Genomic DNA, 23504 nt, shown 5'->3' with positions numbered 1-23504 from the left:
GGTTCTCGATAACTTATCGAAATATTCCTAAACTCAGTGACTTCGCCGTTCCTTATTCAATGATTAAAAAGGATTTGCTATGACCCGCCTGCGCCGTTTTAAACAAGTTGATGTGTTCACCGCCCAGCCGCTGAAAGGCAACGCTCTGGCCGTGATACTCGACGCCGAAGGACTGACAGACACCGAGATGTTTGCAATGGCCCGCTGGACGAATCTTGCTGAAACGGCGTTTGTGCTCAAACCCGCTTCACCACAAGCCGATTATCGCGTACGGATTTTCACTACCGACAAAGAACTGCCGTTCGCCGGACACCCGACGCTTGGAACAGCTTACGCGCTGTTGCAAAGCGGGTTGCAGCCGAAAAATCCGGGATATCTTGTCCAGGAATGTGGCGTCGGGCTGGTGCAGGTGAAACAGCTGGCAGAAGGCGGGCAAGCATTTTCCGCGCCGCCAGCGAAACAAAGTCCGCTTGATGCTCAGCATCTGGAGTTGCTGGCGAAGGCATTACGCGGGGGAAAGATTCAGGCAGAAGTTACGCCGGTCAACGTCGATATGGGGATCATCTGGCTGGTGGTGCGGATGGAAAGCGCGCAGGAATGTCTGAATATCACCGCTGACGCCGCAGCTGTCAGCCAGTTGCAAACGCAACTGGGCATTAACGGTATCGCGGTTTACGGTTTGCACGATAAAAACGGTCCGGCGGATTACGAAGTGCGCGCGATTATTGATGAGGACGGCGTGCTGAAAGAAGATCCGGTTACCGGCAGCGCCAATGCCTGTCTGGCGCGGGTGCTGAAAGCCGCTAATTTCCCCGACGGAGAGCATATGGCACAAACTTATCGCGTGCGGCAGGGGACTAAACTCCAGCGTGATGGCCGCGTGACCGTGACGTTTGTCGATGGCGAACCCTGGATCGGCGGCGATACATGTACGCTGATCGACGGCACGTTAGATCTCTGATCAGCGTGACCGCGCACTGGCGCTGCTGAAAGCGTGGAAACTATTTGTCGCTCATGACCAGCAAATACCGGCACGGCTCAGTGCCGGGATTACTGAAGGTGATCGGCAAATCCACACCAAACGTCAGCGCATCCCCTGCGAATAACGCATACTCTTCCGCGCCATAATCGACAGTCAGCGACCCTTCCACCAGCCACAGACGCTGTTTATACGCCTGATGACTCCAGCCCGGATAACTGACGCGCGCGGCGGCTGGCAGCGTGATTTCCACCAGTTCCGGTCCGCCGTTTTCCTCATGCGCCGTCACCTGACGCCGCAGATAACCGATATCCGGATCCTGCCACACTTCCTGCTGCGCAAGCGGACGTAATGGCGCGGGCTGTTCGTTATCTTCTGACAGCAACTGCGCCAGCGAAACACCCAGACTGGCGGCCAGGCGGCCTAAAAGGCTGGCGCTTGGACTGCTGTCCTGCCGCTCAATTTTGGAGATCATCGCTTTACTGACACCTGAACTGCTGGCCAGTTGTTCCAGGCTCAAACCCTGTGTTTTACGCAAAGACTGCAAACGTGTGGCGATCAGTTGGTCGATTGACATGGGATCCGTTCCGTTGTTTACTTTTGTGGAATTAATTCTACTATAGTGGAATTGAACGTCCAACGGAAGTCACCGGGGAAGAACTGATGAAAATGATCACCTGCACCGAACGCCAGCACGCTGTCGCTATTCTGGATATTTTTAATGATGCGATCCTGACGTCCACCGCGTTGTATGACTATAAACCACGTCATATCGACAGCATGACATCCTGGTTTGCCACTAAACTGACCCATAACTTTCCGGTGATCGGGCTGGAAGACGCGCAGGGCGCACTGCTGGGTTTTGCCAGTTACGGCACGTTCCGCGCCTGGCCTGCGTATAAATATTCGGTCGAACATTCTATTTATATTCATAAAGATCACCGTGGCAAAGGGCTGGGTAAAATCCTGCTTAATGCACTGGTGGATGCCGCCCGTGAACGTGGCGTACATACGCTGATTGGCGCGATTGACGCGGCCAACAGCGGCAGTATTGCCCTGCACGAAAAAAACGGATTCAGTCATACCGGGACCATTAAACAGGCGGCATTTAAATTTGACCGCTGGCTGGATCTGGCCTTTTATCAGATGATCCTCGACACGCCGTTAAAGCCGGTGGCAGGCTAAAAGTCCGGCATTGAATAAGAAAGCAAGCGCCGGAGGGTAAAAGGGATAATGGCGGCTTATGCTGGCGGTCATCCAGTCGGGAAACGTGAGGCAGAAAATGTCAGGTAAAACACAAGTCATCAACAATACGGTAGCGGAAAACCTCCCCTCTGCGCAGGTGAAGGATCCGCGCTGGCAGGCGGTCGTCAGCTGTGATGTGAACGCGGATGGCAAATTTGTATACGCGGTAAAAACCACCGGTATTTACTGCGCGCCTTCATGCCCGTCACGGCAACCGAATCCGGAAAATATTCTCTATTTTGATGATGCCGAAGCCGCAGAACAGGCAGGTTTTCGCCCGTGCAAACGCTGCCGTCAGGGACTGATTTCACTGGCGCAGTTTCACGCTCAGCGGGTAGCTCAGGCCTGCCGCTTGCTGGAGGGAGTTGCCGGGACGCTTACGCTTAATCAGCTGGCCGCCGATGTAGGTATCAGTGCTTATCACTTTCATCGCCTGTTTAAGGCGCAAACCGGCGTGACGCCAAAAGAGTATCAGCAGGCGCAGCGCGCCCGGCGCGTACGTGAAAAGCTGGCTGATTCTGCAACGATCACTGAAGCGATCCACGCAGCCGGATATCCTTCCGATGGCCGGTTTTACGAAACGTCCGCAGCTACGCTGGGCATGACGCCGCAAAATTTCCGCTCCGGTGGCCGTGATGTGCGCGTCTGGTTTGCCATCGGCAAATCTTCACTGGGCGATATTCTGGTTGCCGAAAGTCAGCGGGGGATCTGCGCCATTTTACTGGGCGACGATCCTGAAAAGTTGATCAATGAGCTGCAAAACAGTTTTCCACAAGCGGAATTGCTGGGCGGCGATGCGGATTTCGAACAGCGAATTGCTGTGGTTGTTGGCTTTGTCGAAGCGCCTCAGATTGGGCTGGATTTGCCGCTGGATATTCGCGGAACAGCTTTCCAGCAGCGCGTCTGGCAGGCATTACGTGATATTCCGCCGGGAAATACCGCCAGTTATGCCGAAATTGCCACTAAAATCGGTTCGCCTAAATCAGTCCGCGCTGTGGCCGGAGCCTGCGCCGCAAACCTGCTGGCAGTCGCCATTCCCTGTCATCGGGTGGTTAAAACAGGCGGTAATATTTCCGGTTACCGCTGGGGCGTGGAACGAAAACGCAGTTTGCTGGCGCGGGAAGAGAAAGGCTGACTATACTCAGCTGACGTTATGATTTTCCAAACATTTTGACGAAGAGGGATGCCGTGCCAGCCCGCACTATACGGATTGCTGAACCGAAAGATATTGATTCACTGGCTGAATTACACGTTGCCATCTGGCGTGATACTTATCGCGAACTGGCACCGCCGGAAGCCTTTAACGCGCTTGATGTTCCGCGTCGTAAATCCTTCTGGCAGGATAAATTTGCGCATCCTGCTGCCGGTCAGGGCATTTTTATCGCGGAAGTTGAAGGCAAATTAGCCGGATTCAGTCTGGCTTCGGCTTCTTCAAACCCTGAATTTGGCGAGATGGCCGAAATCAAATTCCTGTATGTTTCACCTGCATTTAAGCGTCAGGGGATTGGCAAATTACTGATTGCCAAAGCCGCAACACATCTGGCGGGTGAGGGTTTTAAAAGTGCAGGGCTGGGAGTTGTAGAAGGCAACGATCCTGCAATTGGGTTCTACCGTGCCCTGGGGGGGCTGGAATCCGGGCGCTATACCGATGCCGGTCCGTTGTGGCGTTCGCCTAATATTATCTACGCGTGGCCTGATGTTACGGTATTGTCTGCGCTGAACTCCTGAGCGGTTTTTTTTGAAGGAACGGTTCTGCCTGCGTCAGTAAACAACGCAGGCAATGCCTGTCAGCGCAGCTCTTCCAGACGTTGCTTCTGCTGACCTTCCGCATTGAAATTATCTGCACTTAACCAACGATCAAACGCTGCCTTTGAGGCTGGCCATTCGTGGTCAAGAACCGAATACCAGCAGGTATCACGGCTGTGGCCTTTATTGATGATGGCCTGACGGAACATACCTTCATACTCAAACCCGAAGCGTTTTGCGGCCAGTTTTGACGGCTCATTCAGGCTGTGGCATTTCCATTCGCAGCGGCGATATTTCAGGGTATCGAACAGATAACGTTGCAGCAGGTAAATGGCTTCAGTGCCAAAACGTGTGCGTTTCATCAGCGGTGACCAGTTCACCCAGCCAATTTCGGCAACGCCATTCACGGCATCGATACGCATCAGAGAAACGCTGCCCACGGCGCGCTGTGTTTCGTTATCCACCACCGCGAAAAACAGCGGATCTTCGCTTTTTTCCTGCCGGGAAATAAACACGTCGCAATCTGCCTGCGTTGCAGGGCGGTCGACGGCGAGATAGGTCCAGTCCAGATTGTCATCAATGCTGTGCCAGGCGTTAAATAAATCCTCACTATGGCGTTCGCAGGACAGAGGCTCAAGATGACACCAGAGGCCATCAAGCTGAACATGCGCGGGGCGCTCGCGAGGCTGCCAGTCGGGCAGGGCGTCACCGATGGGTTGGCCAAAATGGTTCAGGGTGGTCATAGCAGTTTCCATTTTACTATTAATGAACTTCCATAAAATCAGAATGGAATGACAGCTGCAACCTGCACTTTACAAAAAACCGGAAAGCGGGCGCGGGCCCGCTTCGTTAATACAGGCGTGTCATAATCGCCCGGCACTGCCACAAATCCTGATTTTTTCTTCCACGACTTTTTGCATCGCGAGCTTTCCCGGCACGATGTATTTTCGCGGATCGTTAGCGTCCGGATGTTCTGCAAAATACGCTTTCACAGCATCCGCAAAGGCAATTTTCAGTTCGGTCGCGACATTCACTTTGCAAATCCCCAGACCGATTGCCCGGTGGATCATCTCCTCCGGAATCCCCGATGCACCGTGCAGAACCAGTGGAATATCAACCTGCTGGCGGATTTGTCCAAGACGGGTGAAATCCAGTTTAGGTTCTCCCTGATACAAGCCGTGAGCAGAACCAATGGCGACGGCCAGCGAATCAATTCGCGTCGCTTCAACAAAGTGTTTCGCCACTATCGGATCAGTAAAGTAGCTGTCGCCTTCTTCCACCACCAGGTCGTCTTCCTGACCGCCCAGGCGGCCTAATTCCGCCTCGACACTGGCATCAAAGACATGACACAGCCTGACGGTTTCGCTCACCTGTTTGATATTGTCCGCCAGCGGGAAGTGCGAGGCGTCGATCATGACGGAGCGGATCCCCGCACGGACTTTGCTTTCTATATCACCCTGATCCTCATGATGATCCAGGTGCAGTGCCAGTGGGATGCGGTATCTCCGCGCAGCCTCGTGGCATATCGAGATCAGGTAATCTGTTCCGGCATAACTGAATGTGCCTGGTGTTCCTGCAAGGATCACCGGAGAACTCATGGCTGCCGCGGTTTCGGCTACCACCTGCACAGTCTCCAGATTGTGGACGTTGAACGCAGGCACTGCATAACCGTCTCGCTGCGCGGCAAGCAGCATTTCCCTGTTTGAAATCAGATACATTGTTTCAGCTCCCTGTCATATCCAGTAAAATTTTCCCTGTCATCGGCTTTCCTGCGAGTGCCGTCACTTCCCTGACAAAGTCTTCCGGTGCTCCAATGCTCGCGATCAGCGCGTCCAGATTTATCCTTTTCTCAGCAAAAAGTTGTGTCGCCTGCTGCCATTCGCTGCCCGGCCAGGGAGCGGAATAATTCATCCAGCTGCCCAGTAACGTCAGTTCCTTGCGCAGGATATGGCTGAAGGTAGAAACGTTAAGGGTAAGATCCTTGTGTAACGTCCCGACCAGCGCCACCTGAGCTTTAGGGCCGGCAATATCGAGGGAAAGCGCAACAGTTTGCGGTGTGCCAGCTGTTTCAATGATTAGCTGGTTAAAGCGTCGTTCTTGTGTTTTCTGCCGAATGTCGTCTGCGCTCAGCGTTGCGCTGTTAAAGGCATGGCTGGCACCGGTTTCCAGCGCAAGAGCCAGACGCTGAGGATTGATATCAACAGCCGTCACCGATTTTGCTCCCAGTGCGCTGGCGGCCTGAATGATGAGTTGTCCGATGGTGCCTGCGCCAATCACAATGACCTCTTTGTCCTGACAGCCACCGGCCAGTTTGAGGGCATGAAGACCTACCGTAATGGGCTCGAGGAAAGCGCCCTGCAAAAGGGAGGCATTCTCTGGCAATTTGAACAAGTTTTTGCGGGAAACCACCGCATATTCAGCGTGTCCTCCCTCGCGGCGGGAGCCAATAAAGTCATAGTGTTTGCACTGCGAATAAGCGGCTTTCTTGCACTCTTCACATTCAAAGCACGGGAGTAAAGGAACGCAGGCCACGGCATCACCTTTCTGTAGGTCGTGAATATCCTCCCCGATACTGACGACATGACCGCTGAATTCATGGCCGAGGGTAATGGGATAATAATGCGAGCTGTTTGCGAAGATACGCGGGATATCTGACCCGCAAAGACCTGAGTAGGCGATGCGAACCAGTACATCACCGGAGCTTTTGAGTTCCGGAACCGGGCGATCTTCAACTGTCATCTTCCCGCCGGTGTGTACCACAACAGATTTCATAGTCGGTTTCCTTGAGCGGGGGGATCCCCCCCCGCTGAGATGAAGTTAAGAATTAGCCTGTGCAATCACTGCTTGTTTTTCTGCCTGCGTAAACTGGCGGGCACGACGCCATGTCAGGAAGACCCCGATGGCATAGACGACGCCGATCACGCTCAGTCCTGCGATATTCTTCAGTGTGCAGAGCTGAATGAGCAGATAGGTGACAGGTGAGCCACCCTGATCCATAGACGCCACCCTTCCGCCTGCGGTAAGTGCGCCAGCATTGGCAGCCAGTTGTGTATGCAAATCAATAGTCTGAGTAGCAATCCACAACGTGATGCCCATGATGATGCAACCGGAGATAAGCGTGCGGAACAAGTTGCCCTGATGCACGGCTACGGCGATGGCAACGAAGAAACCGATAGTGGCGAGATCCCCGAACGGCAGGACCTGATTGCCAGGTACCAGTACGGCAATCAGTATGGTCAGCGGAATAAAGATCAGGCTGGCAGATACCACTGCGGTGTGGCCGAGCAGCAGCGCGGGATCCAGACCAATCAGGAATTCCTGTCCGCCAAAGCGGGCTTGCAAACGGGTACGGGCATGGCGGGCAATGGGGGTTAAGCCGTCCATGATCGGTTTGATCACTCGTGGCATCAGGAGCATCACTGCCGCTGTTTTCACCGCCAGTTGCAGCACGCCCTTAGCGTCATAACCGGCGAGGAAACCAATAATCAGCCCCATCACAAAACCGACAGTCACCGGTTCACCAAACGGGCCGAAACGCTTTTGCACATCGTCAGCGCTGAAGTGAATTTTGTTCAGCCCCGGGATTTTCTCGATAACAGTATCAACCAGCACAGCGATCGGGCCGAGATAGGCCGAAGAACCATGCGGGATCGCAATGCCTTCAAGATTGAAGAAATCCCGGGTATCTTTCGCAAACCAGTCACCCAGTTTGTAGATAAACGCCGCATGGACAACGACACCCATAATCCCCAGCCAGTAAGAGCCGGTGGCGAGATGCAGCATGGCGCCAGTGAATGTCATGTGCCAGATGTTCCAGATATCCACATTGACGACACGCGTCATACGGGTCAGCAACATCACAATATTCACACCGATGGCAATCGGAATGGCAACCAGTGCAATTTGTGAAGCCCAGGTCATTGGGGCTGAACCTGGCCAGCCAATATCAACCACCTGCAGGTTGATTTCGAAGTGCTCTGCCATGGCTTTTGCCGCGGGCCCGATGGAATCGAGCATCAGGCCGATGACTAATCCGATCCCGACAAAACCTATGCCAATATGAATTGCTGATTTAAAAGAATCCCCCAGTTTCATCCCCAGTATCAGAGAGAAAACGATGATGACGCCGGGCAACATGACTGTTGGCCCGAGGTCCAGGATGTAGCGCATTATTTCAGTAAACATGGCTTACTCCTGTAACAGGGTCAGTATTTGCTGGCGCAACGTATCCATGCCTACGCCTGAGATAAACGGCATCCCGTGAACGACCGGGATGCTGCCGAATGTACGGTCGACTTTGGCGGTGGTACAAATCAGATGAGCACCGTCCATGTAGGTTTCGATCTCCGTTACGCGACACTGCACGAGATCCAGTTGTATGCCATGTGCTTCACACAGTTCTTTGATTTCTTCTGCTGCCAGCGTAGAGGTGGCAACAGCTCCGCCACAGGCGACTATAATTTTTCGCTTCACGGTAAAACTCCTCAATAGGTTGTTTTTAATATTATTTTTTTAGGTAAGACGTCGGGTCAGTGCTGAGAATGCGCTCAGGATCACGCGGCGGATCGCTTCTCCGGTGATGAGATAAAAATGCGACTTTTAAACAGCGCGGAAAGCTGCTCTTCAGGTACCGTCAGCAAGCTTTCGCAAAAAACGGGATCTTGTAACTGGCTGAATAACTGGCGTAGTAACTTCAGCTGTTCTGCCGGATGAGTGACTATCAGGGCAATAATCAGTGAGGCCGGAATAGTTCCGTCGTCATCTGCCTGAAAAAATTCCACTGCGGTATCGGGTCTGATGAGATAAATCGCCGGACTGCGGGCATGTGTCGCTTCACAGTGGGGAATGGCGACTGCATGGTGTTCCAGTTGGATCCCTGTTGGAAATTCAGCTTCGCGGTTTACCAGGGCTTGCGGATACGTCGTTTCCACTATGCCTTCCTGCACCATACGTTCACCGATGTGGGTAAGCGCCTCGTGATGATCCGCGAAACTGATGCCGGTTTTGACGAAAACTTCGCAATTATGCATGGCAGGCTCCTACCTGAAGGGGTTGCGCAGGTGTGCAGCCGAAATGGTAAGCGCGTAAAACATCCTGGATTTTATCGATGATAAGTTCGTGCGGATCGCTGGCGAGTTCGCCTTTCATCACCCTTTCAAACTGAGCGGGGAGGTACTGACTCAGTAAGCCCAGAGGGATTGCCACTGATTGCAGGTTGGCGAATAAGACTTCCATCGCCCGGTTAATACGGGTGTGAGGCCAGTAATAGCGAATGCGATCGGACAGGCTGAAATGCAGGTCGATGAGCGAAAGGCTGAATGTCGAATGGTAATATTTTTTCCAGTAACCGGGCTCATCCAGCATAACGCTATCAATAACCGTCAGGATCTGGCTGCGGGACTCGGGCGCAATCAGTACCTGTTCAATGTTTGCCAGCGCGAAAACGGCTTCCCGTAAGGCAAAAGTCAAAGCAGGCCCCACTTTCAGGATGGCGAAGTGATCGTTCACCAGGTTGCGATAGGAATCACGGGTCTGGTAATCGGTAGAATGTGCCTCGTAAATCAGTGGGGTAGTCGCAATATACGCGGACAGATCCCGGGCGAGGTCGGGCTGGTAGTGGATTACACGGCTATGATCGAATTCCACGCCGGGCTGGACCACGACGGCGATAATCCTGTTTATTGCATCATTCAGCCCAAGTTCACCAAATGCCTGATGGTGCATATCAAGTGTGGCCCTGGCATCTGCGGCTTTAGTGACATGAACTTGCTCGATGGAGGAAGACTCACCGCCGGGCACAGGAACTTCTGTACCAATGACATAGGTCAGCAGCTTTTTCTGCTGTGGAGTGGCTACGCTCTCTGCGACCTGACATAAACGCGCAGCGCGTTGAGCCACAACGAGGGGAGCCAGAGGGACAGGATCATCTGCGCATGACATAGACGCATCCAGATGAATTTTGCTGAACCCTGCTTCGACATAGCGGGCAATCAGCACCTCGGCTTTTGCCATCGCACTTTCAGCGCTTTCGTTCTGCCAGCAGTTTGGTCCCAGATGATCCCCACCTAAAATCAAACGATGCATCGGGAATCCTATATTTTCGGCGATCGCGAGAACGAAATCTCGAAAATCCATCGGCAGCATCCCGGTGTATCCGCCAAATTGATTGACCTGGTTTGAGGTCGCTTCGATCAGCACTTTGCGGTCTGTATGCAGGTCTTCGCGTAACGCGGCTTCAATCACCAGAGGATGTGCAGAGCACACTGAGCAAATCCCAATTCTTTCGCTTGTCTTGTGTTTAGCAATAATGTCTTTCATTTTATGCCTCCGTTTGTTTCCGAAGAGGATCGTACCTTTGCGAAAGGCAAACAATAGCGTTTTCCGCATTATGTGATGGTGATCGAAATGTTTCGTAAGTTTATTGCATTCGTTTTCTTTCGTTTTAGGGCGTGTATCGGGAAAAGAGAAGGTAAAGTCTGAGAATGCAGCACAGGCACATCCGGAGTTGCTGTGATTCACAGCGCAGGGAATTTTTACTCCTCATTGAGGTGCCTTTTGTTTACACTGTGAGGAATATGACCTTTCGGATTACCCATAATGAATACTTATGAACGTCGCCATAAAATCATTGAGTTAGTGAATGAAAATGGCAGTGTTTTAGTGGCCGATCTTTCGAGTGCTTTCGAAGTTTCAGAAGTGACCATTCGTTCGGATTTGAGTTTGCTGGAACAAAAAGGCGCACTGAGCCGTTTTCATGGTGGTGCGGCAAGATGGACTGCGAAGGACGTTTCCGGTCACGAAAAACAGCCGGGAGAATTGGTACTGGAAGAACGCTATCTTCAGGCCAGTGACCCCAAAAAACGTATCGCACAGGCGGCGGCTGGCATGGTTAAGCCTGGCGATACCGTGATCCTAGACAGTGGTAGCACAACGATGTTACTGGCCGAGGAGTTAGTAAAATCAGGGGACATCACGGTTATCACCAATAATCTTCCTGCTGCCTTTGTTTTGTCTGAAAATCCAGACATTACACTGGTGGTTTGCGGCGGAACGTTGCGGCATAAAACCCGCTCCTTACATGGCAATATCACGGAATATGCGTTGCAGGGCATCGTCGCTAACCTGATGTTTGTCGGGGCTGACGGCCTTGATGCGGCGACCGGGATTACCACCTTTAATGAAGGCTACAGCATCAGCGGAATTATGGCCGAGGCCGCTCAGCATGTGGTCGTCGTCACTGATTCCACCAAATTTGGACGACGCGGATATAACCTGGTGCTGCCTATGGAAAAAATTGACACTATCATCACTGACGCGGGTATCAGCAATAATGTGTTGCAGGCGCTTCAGCAGACGTCGACAGAGATTATTGTTGTTTAATCTTTATTCGCTTTCTGACTTCAACCTGTGCTGACTTTATGGTTGCTGATGACTAAAAGATACTGGCACAACTGAGGTTTGCGCAGACGCGTGGGAAAATTTTTAGATGTTTCAGTAACGGCTATTGATAAGTGGAAGCGGTATTCAAAAAAGAAGGCCGCAGAGCAAGGTCCCTGCGGCGACGGGAAAGCAATCAGGATTTTTTGTTATAAACTTCAAAGGTGAAGTATTTCTTTTCCAGCGTCTGATATGTGCCGTTTTTGTGGATTTCTGCCAGTGCATTATTGATCAGTGTGAGATGCGCCTGGTCATCCTTGCGCAGGCCGATTGCCGTGCCTTCACCTAAGTAGCGGGTATCCGTCAATGGCTCACCGGCAAAAGCATAACCCGCGCCTTCAGGCGTTTTTAGAAAGCCCGTTTCTGCTGCTGCGGCATTAGTCAGGGTGACATCAATGCGTCCTGATGCCAGATCCTGATTAACAAAATCCTGATTCTGATAGGAAATCACATCGACACCTTTCTTCTGCCATTCACCCTGCGCGTAGGCTTCCTGAGTGGTGCCCTGAGCCACACCGACCGTTTTTCCTTTCAATGAATCCGCTGTGGGTTGCAAACCGCTGCCTTTCTTCGCGATCAGCACACTGGGTACGTGGTAAAGCATGTCTGAGAAATTGACCTGCGTTTTACGTTTGGGTGTCATGGACATTGCAGAAAGCACGGCATCAAACTTTTTAGCATTCAGCGCCGGAATAATGCCGTCATAGGCGGTTTCGACCCATTCACACTTTACTTGTGCCTGCGCGCAAATGGCGTTGCCTAAGTCAATATCAAAACCGACCAGCTGGCCATCGGGTGCTTTAGATTCAAAAGGTGGGAAAGAGGGATCGACGCCAAAGCGCAACATAGTTTCTGCCTGTGCCAGGCCACTGGTTGCCGATAAAGTCGCGATGATCAGCAAGTTGATTTTATTCACAAGTGTTCTCCGGTGATACTCAACAACAAACCCCCGCCTGGCTTTGGCGAGGGTAAAACAGGGTTCTCTGTTTTGAATATGACGACCGTGCCCGTTGTGGTCAAGCGGCAAACTTATGTTCAAAACGGGCAGTGGCGGGATATAGGGATGATTGGCTTTTGGGTAGAACAAGTAAGGTTTTTTTGGGGTATATAGCAGGGTAAGTTCTATTTTTTATATTAAAAACAACAGGATGAATTTTCCGGAGTCTGAAGCTAACCGGCAAAAAAATCGCCTTTACCCACAGGGATAAAGGCGATTTAAGCTTTACCTTTGACTTAATATGACATTGTCAAAGGCTGTTAGTTGGAGATTACTTAGTTTTATCGATGGAGAATTTTATTGAAGAGGCTTTGTTATCAAATGACAACTTTTTAAGATCGGGGATCTGTTCACCTGACTTCACATCAATATAAGACCCCTGATAGTCACGTTCAGAATATATGCGGGCGTTATAACCCTCAGCGACCTTTATTGAGGACATCTGACCATCGAAATTAGGCATATATTCCCAATATTCATAGCCCCCATTGAGCCATGGAGTATCACCCATAATGTTTATCGATTGGCCATTATAATAACCGTCATAAGCAATCGCTTTAACGACCTGAACAGATGATGCTGCTTTGTTCATGTCGATGCCTGACTGGGTCATATCATAGAGAGGTTTAGATTTAAAATATATATATGAGTAACTACTTCCTTTGAAATGACAGTCTGTGAATAAATATATCCCCAACGAACTTTTTGGCACCGTTAAGGACGATACTGCATCATTGGCGTCAGTACCATTTTTCATCTTCACAGTGTCTAAGCAATCGATGTCCCCGGTAATATCCAGGCTATCACCAGTAGCATTACCGTTCTGGAACAGTGTGGCTTTAAGACCGTGCACCTGTTCTGGCTCTGGTTCTGGCTCTGGCTGCGGTTGTGGATCAAAACTGGTGACGACGATTTTAGCGACAGTCGCCGGGTTAGGTGAAATACGCTCAATGACAACGGTTTCACCGAGAGAGATATCTCTCTCATCCGACTTAACGTGGGAAACAGAGCTATCTTCAGTCACAGTGCTGTATGCACATTTGCCGTTATCGCAGTTGAAAATGGAGTTCCCTTTTTTCTTATCATCATTAATGACTTTAGCGACATAAGAGGAACCGTCCGCACTGTGAAGTATCGCTTTATCAAAATCAACGAACACATACGGCACGTTATTGACTTTTGACACGCTAATAGAGCTCACGGTGCCATCAGACATGACCGGGTTATTACCGTCAAGCATATCCTGTGTGACCGTTAATTGGCCCAGAACAGCTTTATTCGGATAATCACGTGTCACAGTGATCACAGAACCCGCTTTCAGGCGGCTCGTGGCATCAAAGGAGGAACGTAATGAAACCTCTTTGCCAAAGTAACCTACCGAAGTGTAGTAAGATTTGGAGCCTTCGCTGTTAAAGAGATAATTACCGTCGACAGAGGCAGTAAATCCGTTGCCACTCTTCAGTTTGCTTGCATCAAGGTTAACAACAACGTTCGTTTGGCCATTCAGCTGGTTGACTACGATACCCTTCAGATCGTCCTTATCAATAATCGGATCGACGTCTGGTGGTACCGGCACGTCGGAATCATCCGGCAGTGGCGTGTTTTTCACTTCTTTAACGATATTACCAAGTTCGTGTTCCGGGGTATCACCGCTGATATCCCAAAGAATTGCGCCACCAAAGCCTTGAGCGTTGATATAGTCAACTTTTTCCTTAATAGACTGAGGATCGTCATAGGTCAGGAATTCTTGCTTGGTTTTGCTGTAGAGATACGGTACGTGTGACTCTGAGTCCCAGTAGCGGGTGTATTCGCCAGTGTTCAGTTTTTGTTTCAACACATACCAAGGGTTGGTACCTGTTAACTGATCTGCATCATCCCATGCGCCTTTGACCGATGCGGCACCGGTGTTGAACATGCCCGGTAAACCAGCAATGATTTCCGTACCCGGGACATGACCCCAGCCACGACCGTAGTAAGGGATCCCCATCATCAGCTTAGCTTTTGGCACCTGCCAGGTGTCGGCGTAAGCAGTCATGGTGTCGGCCACGTTCAGGTCTTTATCTTCATCATGGCTGTTTTCAAACAGTGGCGCGTTATGACCGGTTAATGGATCAAAAGCACCGTGGATGTCATACGCCATCACGTTTACGCTATCCAGCAACGGCGCGGTCACAGCCGGGTTGATGTACTGAATGTTGTTGTGGTTGGTGGTGACTGCTGCAGAAAGCTGATAGTACTTATCATCTTTCAGACCCTGTGCATCCAGCTTGCTACGCAGAGACTGAATAAGTTTGGTGAACTGGGCTTTTTCAGCTTCGGTGTCCGGGTATTCCCAGTCAATGTCGAGGCCGTCGAAATTCCACTGCGCCATATAGCTGACCATGCTGTTGGCCAGTTTCTCAAGATCTGCATCCGTGGCGGTTGCGTTTTCGAAGACACCTTCCTGAGAGTTATTCCAGCCACCGACGGAAATCATATGCGCCACATTGGCCGCTTCAGTCCGTTTATCCAAATCTTTGATCAGGCCCGGAGCTTTGTCGGTGTCATGCATGGTCACTACACCGTCTTTCACCACCGCAAAACCGTAGTTCAGGTGGGTCAGGCCAGAGTAGTCAACTTTATCCGGGGTAAAGAAGTTATGTGCTTCATACACACCCCATTCCGGGAAATAACCAATCACTTTACGTTGCGCGGCCACGTTGGCCTTTTCACGGTTCTGTAGATCGATTGCGTTCTGGCCGGTATACGGCGTGAACTGGAAGGTGGCGTAAGGTTTGATATTGATTGCATCGCCGGATTTCCAAACCGGATCGGTGCCCGGGCTGATACCCTGATCAACCCACCATTGTGCAGTCCAGTAGTATCCCAGGAAGCGAACAGTATCACCGCCTTTATAGGTGCGGTTCGGATCGTAGTCTTCAGAAATAATAGCCAGTTCTTGTTTCGGCGCGACTTCTGCTAAAACAGTACCTGGGAAGTTGTTTTGCGATGCGTCGGTATACGCAGTCCAGGTGTGACCACCATCTTTGGTGATCATCATCGAGTAATCGAGGCCTGAGAAGGTGTTCGTCTCATCGTTTCCCGCCACAGTGGCAGCTGACGAAATTATTGGGAATCCAATAGCAGAAAACAGAATTGCTGCAGTTAATTTATTTAAGCGCATAAATAGCTTCCAAATTTGTCCATAAACTCGTTTATTAACGAGGGATGCAAAAATCACAAGGCTTTATATCATTTACATTGTCTGCATAGTATTTAATTATATATTAAGAACAAATAAATCAAACTTACCCATATGTATTTAAACAATAAAGATATTTCCATCATTTAAATAAATGTTTTTGATGTCAATTATAATTAAATGTAATTATTGGTGATTGGGACAGGAACTAAGCTCACTATGAGCCTCTACCAATGCAAACCACTGACTCCCAAAAGACCTTGGTCTTGGAAACGTTGGGGCAACGCGGGGAAATTATTGTGTTCATCCGGTCATAAATTGTGGGCCTGGAATGACTGTTTACGCTCGAGACAGCGGGTAGGGGTAAAAACTTTGCATTAGATGATGTCATAGCTTGTTCTCCTGAATCATATTGGTTTGGATGCAGGAGGATTAGAGATGTGGTCGTTTTAGTGAGTATTTTTGTCTTCTCGGTTTTATATTGAAAGCCAAAGTACTTAACATGATTGTTTTAATTTAAATCAGCCTTAAAGATGCTTACGTTTTTTTATTTAAAGCTTCGACGGTGTACGTGGAGCCTTACCCTATTACGTACAAATTACGCTGTGGAAATCAGCGTGATCCATGTTGGACTAAGAAAATCCTGACATTCCGCTATTTCTTGAACAGCTCAATAATGAATTCACATCGGCAGCCCCTTTTTTCAGAGTTACCAGGACAAATTGGAGGCACAAAAAAGCCCGCAGGGCTTACGCCTTGCGGGCTTCCAGGACTTCGTTGGATGGCTCTGGTAACCATCAACCAAGAATTTGGTGGAGCTGGGGGGATTTGAACCCGCGTCCGTATTACTATAAAATATTGAATAATATATAATTATTTTTATCTGTAATATACATGTGTATTTCGCGTATCCTTTTATGTCTCGATGCGGTCTCTTAGAATCTATATTTTTTAGGAGCCTTCATCTTCGCAGGATCTTCTGTTATAGGGACAATAAGTTCATTGCTGAAGAACATTGCCTCAGAACCTTTATAACGATCTTGTGCACTATAATTAATTCCGTACATGAGGGACTGAGTTTGATACATATCTCGAATTTCAGGTGTGTTATCGTAAGATACAATCCACGGTGTTTTAATATCTTGTTGAACTACCTGAGATACCTCAACATGATCTTTGTGAGAATAGTGATTAATGTATAATCCTTTTCCTTTGACATAGTAAGGTGGATCTAAATATGTTAAAGAATTATCAGGTAAATCGACGACTACTTTTCTGATGAATTCAATGGCATCAAGATTATATAATTCAATTCGTTCTTTTTCTTTATGAATTTTTTGTATACGCGAAATTAAATCAATTTTGTTATATCTGGCATCAAGTTTCCACTTACCTTCTTGATTCTTTCCACCAATAACACCACCTTTAAGAATTCCAGAGCGGTTCGTTCTATTGAGAAAGAATGTGGAAAAACCTATAGTTAACAAATTATGATTATTCGTGTTGTTAATTATATCTTTTTGTTTGAACCATTCATTCATGGTAACGGTTGTGTTTTCAATCATGGAGCATAAAGTATCGGCATCGTTAAGGACAGAATGCCAGAATGCATAAACAGAGATATTTATGTCGTTGAGAATAATTCTTTCAGCTACATTTAGATCTAAAAGTTTTAATGCAAGACCCGCCCCTCCAGCATATGGCTCCGCATAGTTAATTGATGAAATATTATTAACCTCAATGAGATTTAACATGAAGTTAGATAATTTTCCTTTGCCGCCCGGATAACGAAGTGGGGTATTAAAACGCATAAGAGACCTCTAGAAACATAGCGTTTAGTATAACAAAAATTAGGCTTTATGGCCATCACATAAAGCCCAATACTATCAGTTAGTTATCTGAAAGGTAGGAGTGAATTAATGCAGAATCAACACCATGCCCTGAAGTCATAACAATCTTGAGGCTCTTGAGGAAATCATGCTTATACTTCTCAGATGCTGCTGTATGACAGCTGACCCAGAATCTGTATGGGTTGTTTTTGACGGGCCCTTCAACCATTTCTCTAAATTCGGAGGTATGTGCGAAATCTTTGAAGAGATCTCTAACCTTTACATTTCCTCGATTGCTCCTTCTATAAGCGTCAATCGCGTCAGATAATTGTATCGGTGCGTTAGCTAGTCTAAGTGTATTTATAATCGTGTTTGCTATCCTGGTGAACACTGCTTTGGTGAATCTATTTCTATTTTCCCAATAAGGATTATCAGGAGGTAAGTTATATAAAAACTCAAATATCATTTGGTCAGGTGGAAGTGAATGAGGGAGAAGGCATAAACTTTTCTCTTTTTTCGCCTTCTTTGCATTATCTCCGTTATCATTTATAACATCACCATCCAATACAATAAGACTTTTTATAGTAAATTCTGGTATTTTTCTAGCCATAAGGTCAAGGATTGCACTGCAGCTTATGTTAATATTGCCTAAGGGATTAAGTACTTTGTTTATTTTCCTATCAATGATTAATTGCTTGAAGAAATCATAGCCTTCACGATCCTCAAAATAAACATTTATCTTAGGAAGGTTTATGTCATCATTAATTTTAATTGTTTGCACATGAAGATCGGCATTAATATCAGCCCAAGACAAATTATCTCGAGTTCGAATGTCACCATAAGTATCAGTTAGGTATATAGTCTTAAACGATTTATTATCTTGTTTTGACCTATTGTAAACATCTTCAATTATTAAAGGGGAATGCGAGGTCATTATTATTTGGAGATCATATTGTTTGGCAGCCTTAGTTAAAATTTTTATAAGTTCAAATTGTGCGGCAGGGAATAGTCCAGCATCAGCCTCATCAATCAAAAGAATTCCGCCGTGATAATCACGATAATTTTCTTTTAATCTTTTGAAAGAGAAAATTGCCTGAATTATTTGCCCAACATTATCCTCTCCAACAGATACTGATTCATGGTCATAATTTTCACCATGTACAACCATTGAATCAATCGTACCTTGCGTTGCAGTTACAGCACTACCGCTCGTTTTTAGTAATAATTGATTATTCATAACTCTGATATCTTCGGAGTTATCGTTTATGTATTGTACATCCCTAGTTGAATAATCTGTACGTAAAGTAATAGGAAGCAATCTTGCTAAACTCAAAAAAATTACCGGATGTGTAACGTTCCGACTTTGGTTTGCACCAGGAATACCATCATTCCCTCGAACTATAGGTCTGGCTTTTATCCTATCAGTATAGCCATACAATCCTAAAGTTAACTTGTCTAAATTCTTATTTACATATGCATCATATAAATTTATCTTAACATCCATAGAACCAGCAACATCAAATTCTTCTGATAACCTAAAGTGTTCATTAAATGCTGATTTGAAGCTTCTATTAGTTAATGTTTTATGCGTTGTTAAACTGGGAGCAGGCTTTTTAGAAAGGTCCTTAGAGAAACTGAATATTTGTGCAACAATGCCAAGTATTGTTGACTTCGAAGTGCCATTTTTACCACAAATAACTGTCAGCTTAGTGCCGAATTCAATATTTACATTTTTTAATCCCCTAAATTTTGTAACCTGAATATTATTCAATTTAGTGATCGGGTTTGCCATGGAAGTCCCTTAATATCTGAAGTGGCCACAAGGGGTGGCCAATCAATTGTAAATTATCCTTTTATCGCCTTATGGCTAGTTTGTCCATCGTATTCCTTAAGATATGAGCCGTAGTGCCTAAATAACATCTCCGGCCCTTTGTGGCCCATTTGACCAGCTAACCAGAATAAGTTGACCCCTTGGCTTATCAGTCTAGTCGCGAAGGTGTGGCGGGTCTGATAGGGATTGCGGTACCGGACACCGGCTTTCTTCAGTGCCGGTAACCAGGCTTTCTTCCTGATCGCATCTGCCCCCGCCCAAGGCTCCCCAGTTTTTGGATCCAGAAAAACAAACTCGCTCTGCATGAAGGAGAATTGTTTCTGGTCTTTCAGCGCCCGCATCGCATCGCCGTCCAGTTCAACTTTTCTTTTCCCCGCCCGCGTTTTCGTTCCCTTCGTTACTCCCTCAACACTGGCCGTCTGTATATGCGCCGTGGCGCCCACAAAGTCGATGTAATCCCACCGCAGTGCGCAGAGCTCAGAACTGCGCAATCCTGATCTGAATGCAAACCGAAAAAGATTTTCTTCCTGTGGTGATCTGGCGGCGGAGAGTATGGCCGTGACCTCATCTGGCTCGAAAGGGTCAACGATGTATTCGCTCTCCGCTGTGTCCGTATCGTTTTTATAACGGGATGCTGAAACCAGAGAGACCGGGTTTGTTGCCAGATACCCATCAGTAACCGCTTCATCTATCGCGAGCCCGAGGAACGACAGCCTGTTCCGGGTGGTTTTCAACGTGGTTGTCTGGTTCTTGATCCAGCTTTTCACGATCGCCGTGGTGATGTCCGAAACCTGCATTTTGTGCATGCCCTTCAGCGCGGAACGGCATTTTTTATAACCGGTGATAGTTGAGGGGGCCAGCCCCCTCAATTCGCAAAGAGTTATATATTCGTCCATATAGTCTTTTACAGATTTAGAGCTCTGATTATTTCCAAAGAGTTTTAACCGCGTGGATTTCGGAAACTGATCCGCGTAATTAAAAATGCCACGCTCAATTTTATTGTGAATCTCTCCCAGAAGCCTTTCGGCATATTTAATATTTTTTGGGTTCACATCGATATTAGAAAGGGGCTCGCGGCATTTCACCCCTTTATATGTGAATGTGATATTGATGGTTTGGCCTGATTTGTGACTGCGTAACGTCACGCCTCTTGGCAGTTTTGCCGGTTCCCTCTCGCCCACTTTGTTACCTCCGCAAGATCAATCCAACGTTCTTTTACGCCATCAACTTTTAACACCTGAACACCTTCCTTCCAGACACCGCGCTGAATACGCTTGTTGATGGCTTCAATGGTTTCCCCGGTAGTGCTGCAATATGCACTGACTGGGACACAGTCCAAACTGATCATGCGAACCTCCACACATTGTTATCCGGCTGCACACCGGTTTACTGACTGACCCGAAAACGGCCGTAATATCTCCCAGCTCGCCACCAGAGCATTTTCTCCCCTGGTGGCATTGCTGGCGCAAACTCAACTGGAACAAACCACAGATTCAGCATTCGTTTCACGAAAACCCGCCTGACTAAATGAGCGTGCTTAGGCATTGCTGTTGCCTGACTCTGCCACCTGTTTTGCCAGCCGCTCAGCTTCTCGGAAATCAAAGTCAACGCGGTGGGCTATGGTGATTGCTGAACGAACTGCATGTTCTATCATCATGTCCAGACCATCGATGATGATTCGCATGTCAGGATTCCGCTCCAGTATCACAGCACGCTGAATCTGCCAGCTATTACTGGTTTCAAGCAGTGAATTTGCCATATCACTCACCACCCTTGAGTGATAATGTTACGTCCAGATTGACGCCTCTTAGCTCTATTTCAAAACCGGTTGTTTCCGCTTCAAGCATGCAATCCATTATCAACACGGAAAATAGCTTTAGTGATTTTTCTGCATCTCCCTCGGTATGCTCATAAGCCAAGTCCATCATGGCCTTTCTGGTTTCTTTTAACGTTTTCATCACTCACCATCCTTCACGATGCCGCTCATGTCCTGCATCAGGCGTTCGTCACTGGTGAAAACGATGCCGCCAGCGGCCTCGATAGCAGCTTTGACCTCTTTTTCCGACATGTATCTGTCGGCACAACCACAGATATAGTGCGACTTTGGCAACACGACCGGCTTTTGCGGGGCGCTGAATCTTTCGCGGTACACGGGGATCATTCCCGGCCCTGCATCCTCTTCGCCTGCTTCACCTTCAATATGACCGCGAGCAAGGTGTGCATCATTCAGCCATGCCACTGGCACCTGCTCGCCTTTCAGCGCTGCGAGTTCTGCCTCTGCTTTCTCTGCGCGTTTCAGCAAAGAATTAAAGGCGGATTCAGCGCGTCGAACCTCATCATTAGAGATACTGTCCGCCAGCGTGCTGCCGTCAAACGGGGAATCGCGGCGAACGCCATACATGAAGGCGTCAAAATTAAACCCCTGTGCTGCTGTATGTGGTGTATCAGTCATGAGGTTGCTCCTTCACCGGCGTGATACGTGATGTTGACCAGGTAACGCTGTGATTTGCAGTAAGGGTGAACGCGTGGCCACACTCATCACATTCCAGCTCTTCGCCGTCTGCATCATAAGATTCGTCAGTGCATACCTGTGCGTTGCAGTAAGGGCACTTGGCCTCATCTTCGTATTCGTAGTCATTTTCATCGAACTCATCATCTGGAACGATGCGGGACAATGCGTCTTCTCGACTTATAGCCTCTTGCCTCTCATGGCATGGATGACAAGTCCAACCGAAGACACCACAATCGTCACGAGTTCCCCACATACAACCACCATTGTCATATTCGTTGCGCGGTGGTATGCCGGTGCAATCAACTCTTTTTTTATTGCAGCATTGGCATCGGTCATGTTCTTCACAAACCTGATAAGACATTTTTTCGCCATTGTTATTGCAGTGACCACAGCCATTAACCCATAACCAAACACCAGCAATCTCCAACGCATAAATGTGCTTCGCGGGTGGAGTTAGTGAGAAATCGCACTCCCGAATAAGTTTTCCGCCCATTACGATGCGGTCCCCAAAGTTCTGTGTGCTACCACTTCTTACGCGATGGATACCAGGGATTAGACGTGGGTCATTGATCTGCCCAATAATAATTTCTCCTGCTTCAGTTTTTTCAATCATGGTTGCTCTCCTGCTGGCGCTGGTTCATCTGGAATTGAAGCCCAGTGAGTGATGAGGACGTCTTCGTGTTTCAGAGTTTCCAGTTGAAATGACCACTCCCATTCACCGGTTTCTTTCTGACCCATTGCCATCCACATTGAACGCCAGCCGATCACCCAGCCTTCGCTGTTGGCGTCAAATAGAAGCACCTCGTCATTTGCTGATGGCAACTCCACGTCAACGGATACAGCTTGATCATTAATCAGGTCCCGCCATGCCAAGGACACCAGCTGGCCACCGAGAATTCCGGTGCCGGCACCTACCACTGGTTCTTTCCCGTCTTCAAAATCAACAACGAAAGTAACTTTTCCCATGATTTCCCCCTGATCAGAACATCAGCTCTTCCCAGCGGCGCATAAACAAAGCTCTGGCCTGTACTGGGTTGAGAGGTGTGATAAGAATGTCGGTCGGCATGATGCCTTCCAGAATCGGCCAGAAGTTATCGGCATCAACCTCCAGATCCCGGCGTTCGGTTGCCAGCATGATCAGGTCAGCAGTTTTGACGATGGGGCTCATCTCCCGCGGCAGTTCGTACTTCTCGCGGATCAGGGAATCAATTTGGCGCTCTACGCGGGCATAGTCCGGCAGCATGCGTTTCAGCGGGGCGGGGATGTCCTTCATGTACGCTTCAGTGGCGTCATGCAACAGGGCCTCGCGCTGGTATTGCGGTTCCACAATCATGCTGCACAGAACAGAGTGCTGAGCCACGCTGTAGAAGTCGGAAATCTGCCCGGCAAAGCGGCATTCGTGGGACAGACCCTGCGCGATGTCGGCGATATTGAAGGCGAGCACATTAGGATTTGAGAAATCCAGATACTGGCCGGAAAAGGTGGTTAACCAGGTCATAAAATTACTCCACACGTTTATTTAGGTTGAGCGAATCCCTTGCCAGTGATGGCAATTAAATTTCAGTAATAACGATTCACTAAATGCCCCGGTGGGTCAGGGCATTTAAGGCCGCGCTATCAGGCTTTGAACTCACCGATGAATGTTTCGACTTCAACGTCGGTGAAGTTGGTTTCCAGTAGTTCGCGGAACTCGGTGGCCATCAGCTCTTCAGCTGTTTCCAACTGCACGATCCGCAGAACCAGCACC

General features: G+C 48.5%; 25 protein-coding genes. 5 read left to right on the top strand and 20 right to left on the bottom strand.

Features of this window, described 5'->3' with window-relative positions:
• Nucleotides 1-79 precede the first annotated feature (79 nt).
• Nucleotides 80-961 carry a PhzF family phenazine biosynthesis protein gene (locus ACJY2G_RS06050; protein ID WP_430318865.1) on the top strand — a complete coding sequence of 294 codons (882 nt, stop codon included), beginning with the start codon at nucleotides 80-82 and terminating at the stop codon, nucleotides 959-961.
• A 40-nt stretch (nucleotides 962-1001) separates the two neighbouring features.
• Here ACJY2G_RS06050 and ACJY2G_RS06045 read toward each other — a convergent pair whose 3' ends face one another.
• Nucleotides 1002-1556 (bottom strand): helix-turn-helix domain-containing protein, encoded by a 555-nt coding sequence (locus ACJY2G_RS06045; protein ID WP_430318866.1) that lies wholly within the window; start codon nucleotides 1554-1556, stop codon nucleotides 1002-1004.
• A gap of 86 nt (nucleotides 1557-1642) precedes the next feature.
• On the opposite strand from ACJY2G_RS06045, the gene ACJY2G_RS06040 reads away from it, so the two are divergent.
• From ACJY2G_RS06040 to ACJY2G_RS06030, 3 genes are all read left to right on the top strand, one after another.
• Nucleotides 1643-2164 carry a GNAT family N-acetyltransferase gene (locus ACJY2G_RS06040; RefSeq protein WP_120161151.1) on the top strand — a complete coding sequence of 174 codons (522 nt, stop codon included), beginning with the start codon at nucleotides 1643-1645 and terminating at the stop codon, nucleotides 2162-2164.
• Between the two features lie 97 nt (nucleotides 2165-2261).
• Nucleotides 2262-3359 carry a bifunctional DNA-binding transcriptional regulator/O6-methylguanine-DNA methyltransferase Ada gene (ada, locus tag ACJY2G_RS06035; protein WP_439291534.1) on the top strand — a complete coding sequence of 366 codons (1098 nt, stop codon included), beginning with the start codon at nucleotides 2262-2264 and terminating at the stop codon, nucleotides 3357-3359.
• Nucleotides 3360-3412: 53 nt separating this feature from the next.
• Nucleotides 3413-3952, top strand: a complete 540-nt coding sequence (locus ACJY2G_RS06030) for a GNAT family N-acetyltransferase (RefSeq protein ID WP_439291533.1) — start codon at nucleotides 3413-3415, stop codon at nucleotides 3950-3952.
• 59 nt (nucleotides 3953-4011) lie between these two features.
• Here the strand turns inward: ACJY2G_RS06030 and ACJY2G_RS06025 are convergent, their stop codons facing one another.
• The 7 genes from ACJY2G_RS06025 to gatZ form a co-directional block, all read right to left on the bottom strand.
• Nucleotides 4012-4713: a GNAT family N-acetyltransferase gene (locus ACJY2G_RS06025; protein WP_439291531.1), complete on the bottom strand. Its 702-nt coding sequence runs from the start codon at nucleotides 4711-4713 to the stop codon at nucleotides 4012-4014.
• Between the two features lie 120 nt (nucleotides 4714-4833).
• Nucleotides 4834-5688 (bottom strand): tagatose bisphosphate family class II aldolase, encoded by an 855-nt coding sequence (locus ACJY2G_RS06020; RefSeq protein WP_439291529.1) that lies wholly within the window; start codon nucleotides 5686-5688, stop codon nucleotides 4834-4836.
• Between the two features lie 4 nt (nucleotides 5689-5692).
• On the bottom strand, nucleotides 5693-6742 hold the full coding sequence (gatD, locus tag ACJY2G_RS06015; protein ID WP_439291527.1) for a galactitol-1-phosphate 5-dehydrogenase: 1050 nt from the start codon (nucleotides 6740-6742) through the stop codon (nucleotides 5693-5695).
• A gap of 45 nt (nucleotides 6743-6787) precedes the next feature.
• The gene (locus ACJY2G_RS06010) at nucleotides 6788-8155 is read right to left on the bottom strand and encodes a PTS galactitol transporter subunit IIC (RefSeq protein WP_120160914.1); all 1368 of its coding nucleotides are present in this window, start codon (nucleotides 8153-8155) and stop codon (nucleotides 6788-6790) included.
• Between the two features lie 3 nt (nucleotides 8156-8158).
• Complete coding sequence (gatB, locus tag ACJY2G_RS06005) at nucleotides 8159-8443, bottom strand: PTS galactitol transporter subunit IIB (RefSeq protein WP_120160912.1); 285 nt, start codon at nucleotides 8441-8443, stop codon at nucleotides 8159-8161.
• Nucleotides 8444-8523: 80 nt separating this feature from the next.
• The gene (gene gatA / locus ACJY2G_RS06000) at nucleotides 8524-9000 is read right to left on the bottom strand and encodes a PTS galactitol transporter subunit IIA (RefSeq protein ID WP_120160910.1); all 477 of its coding nucleotides are present in this window, start codon (nucleotides 8998-9000) and stop codon (nucleotides 8524-8526) included.
• Complete coding sequence (gene gatZ / locus ACJY2G_RS05995) at nucleotides 8993-10288, bottom strand: tagatose-bisphosphate aldolase subunit GatZ (RefSeq protein ID WP_439291524.1); 1296 nt, start codon at nucleotides 10286-10288, stop codon at nucleotides 8993-8995. The genes gatA and gatZ overlap by 8 nt, the downstream gene beginning before the upstream one ends.
• Before the next feature lie 279 nt (nucleotides 10289-10567).
• Between gatZ and ACJY2G_RS05990 the strand changes: the two genes are divergently transcribed.
• Nucleotides 10568-11350 carry a DeoR/GlpR family DNA-binding transcription regulator gene (locus ACJY2G_RS05990; protein ID WP_439291522.1) on the top strand — a complete coding sequence of 261 codons (783 nt, stop codon included), beginning with the start codon at nucleotides 10568-10570 and terminating at the stop codon, nucleotides 11348-11350.
• A 193-nt stretch (nucleotides 11351-11543) separates the two neighbouring features.
• Here ACJY2G_RS05990 and ACJY2G_RS05985 read toward each other — a convergent pair whose 3' ends face one another.
• The 12 genes from ACJY2G_RS05985 to ACJY2G_RS05930 form a co-directional block, all read right to left on the bottom strand.
• A complete protein-coding gene (locus ACJY2G_RS05985; RefSeq protein WP_439291520.1) occupies nucleotides 11544-12323 on the bottom strand; it encodes an ABC transporter substrate-binding protein in 780 nt (259 codons plus the stop codon).
• A 352-nt stretch (nucleotides 12324-12675) separates the two neighbouring features.
• Nucleotides 12676-15567, bottom strand: a complete 2892-nt coding sequence (locus ACJY2G_RS05980) for a glycosyl hydrolase family 18 protein (protein ID WP_439291518.1) — start codon at nucleotides 15565-15567, stop codon at nucleotides 12676-12678.
• A gap of 953 nt (nucleotides 15568-16520) precedes the next feature.
• A complete protein-coding gene (locus ACJY2G_RS05975; protein ID WP_439291517.1) occupies nucleotides 16521-17396 on the bottom strand; it encodes a DNA adenine methylase in 876 nt (291 codons plus the stop codon).
• A 79-nt stretch (nucleotides 17397-17475) separates the two neighbouring features.
• Nucleotides 17476-19206, bottom strand: coding sequence for an AAA family ATPase (locus tag ACJY2G_RS05970; protein WP_439291515.1), 1731 nt, complete (start codon nucleotides 19204-19206; stop codon nucleotides 17476-17478).
• Between the two features lie 53 nt (nucleotides 19207-19259).
• Entirely contained in the window at nucleotides 19260-20426 is a 1167-nt protein-coding gene (locus tag ACJY2G_RS05965; RefSeq protein ID WP_439291513.1) for an Arm DNA-binding domain-containing protein, read from the bottom strand.
• Complete coding sequence (locus tag ACJY2G_RS05960; protein WP_439291512.1) at nucleotides 20387-20593, bottom strand: excisionase; 207 nt, start codon at nucleotides 20591-20593, stop codon at nucleotides 20387-20389. The genes ACJY2G_RS05965 and ACJY2G_RS05960 overlap by 40 nt, the downstream gene beginning before the upstream one ends.
• 189 nt (nucleotides 20594-20782) lie before the next feature.
• Nucleotides 20783-21004 (bottom strand): hypothetical protein, encoded by a 222-nt coding sequence (locus ACJY2G_RS05955; RefSeq protein ID WP_439291510.1) that lies wholly within the window; start codon nucleotides 21002-21004, stop codon nucleotides 20783-20785.
• 1 nt (nucleotide 21005) lies between these two features.
• Nucleotides 21006-21203 carry a hypothetical protein gene (locus ACJY2G_RS05950; protein WP_439291508.1) on the bottom strand — a complete coding sequence of 66 codons (198 nt, stop codon included), beginning with the start codon at nucleotides 21201-21203 and terminating at the stop codon, nucleotides 21006-21008.
• On the bottom strand, nucleotides 21203-21697 hold the full coding sequence (locus ACJY2G_RS05945) for a hypothetical protein (protein WP_439291507.1): 495 nt from the start codon (nucleotides 21695-21697) through the stop codon (nucleotides 21203-21205). Before ACJY2G_RS05945 ends, ACJY2G_RS05950 begins: the two co-directional genes overlap by 1 nt.
• Complete coding sequence (locus ACJY2G_RS05940; protein WP_439291506.1) at nucleotides 21690-22370, bottom strand: hypothetical protein; 681 nt, start codon at nucleotides 22368-22370, stop codon at nucleotides 21690-21692. The genes ACJY2G_RS05945 and ACJY2G_RS05940 overlap by 8 nt, the downstream gene beginning before the upstream one ends.
• On the bottom strand, nucleotides 22367-22723 hold the full coding sequence (locus ACJY2G_RS05935; protein WP_439291504.1) for a DUF551 domain-containing protein: 357 nt from the start codon (nucleotides 22721-22723) through the stop codon (nucleotides 22367-22369). Before ACJY2G_RS05935 ends, ACJY2G_RS05940 begins: the two co-directional genes overlap by 4 nt.
• A gap of 13 nt (nucleotides 22724-22736) precedes the next feature.
• Complete coding sequence (locus ACJY2G_RS05930; RefSeq protein WP_439291502.1) at nucleotides 22737-23255, bottom strand: HD family hydrolase; 519 nt, start codon at nucleotides 23253-23255, stop codon at nucleotides 22737-22739.
• Nucleotides 23256-23504 lie beyond the last annotated feature (249 nt).

The sequence above is a fragment of the Rahnella sp. ATs2 genome (genome assembly GCF_051851855.1).
GTDB lineage: Bacteria > Pseudomonadota > Gammaproteobacteria > Enterobacterales > Enterobacteriaceae > Rahnella > Rahnella variigena.
This window is presented reverse-complemented; position numbering and strand designations above follow the sequence as displayed.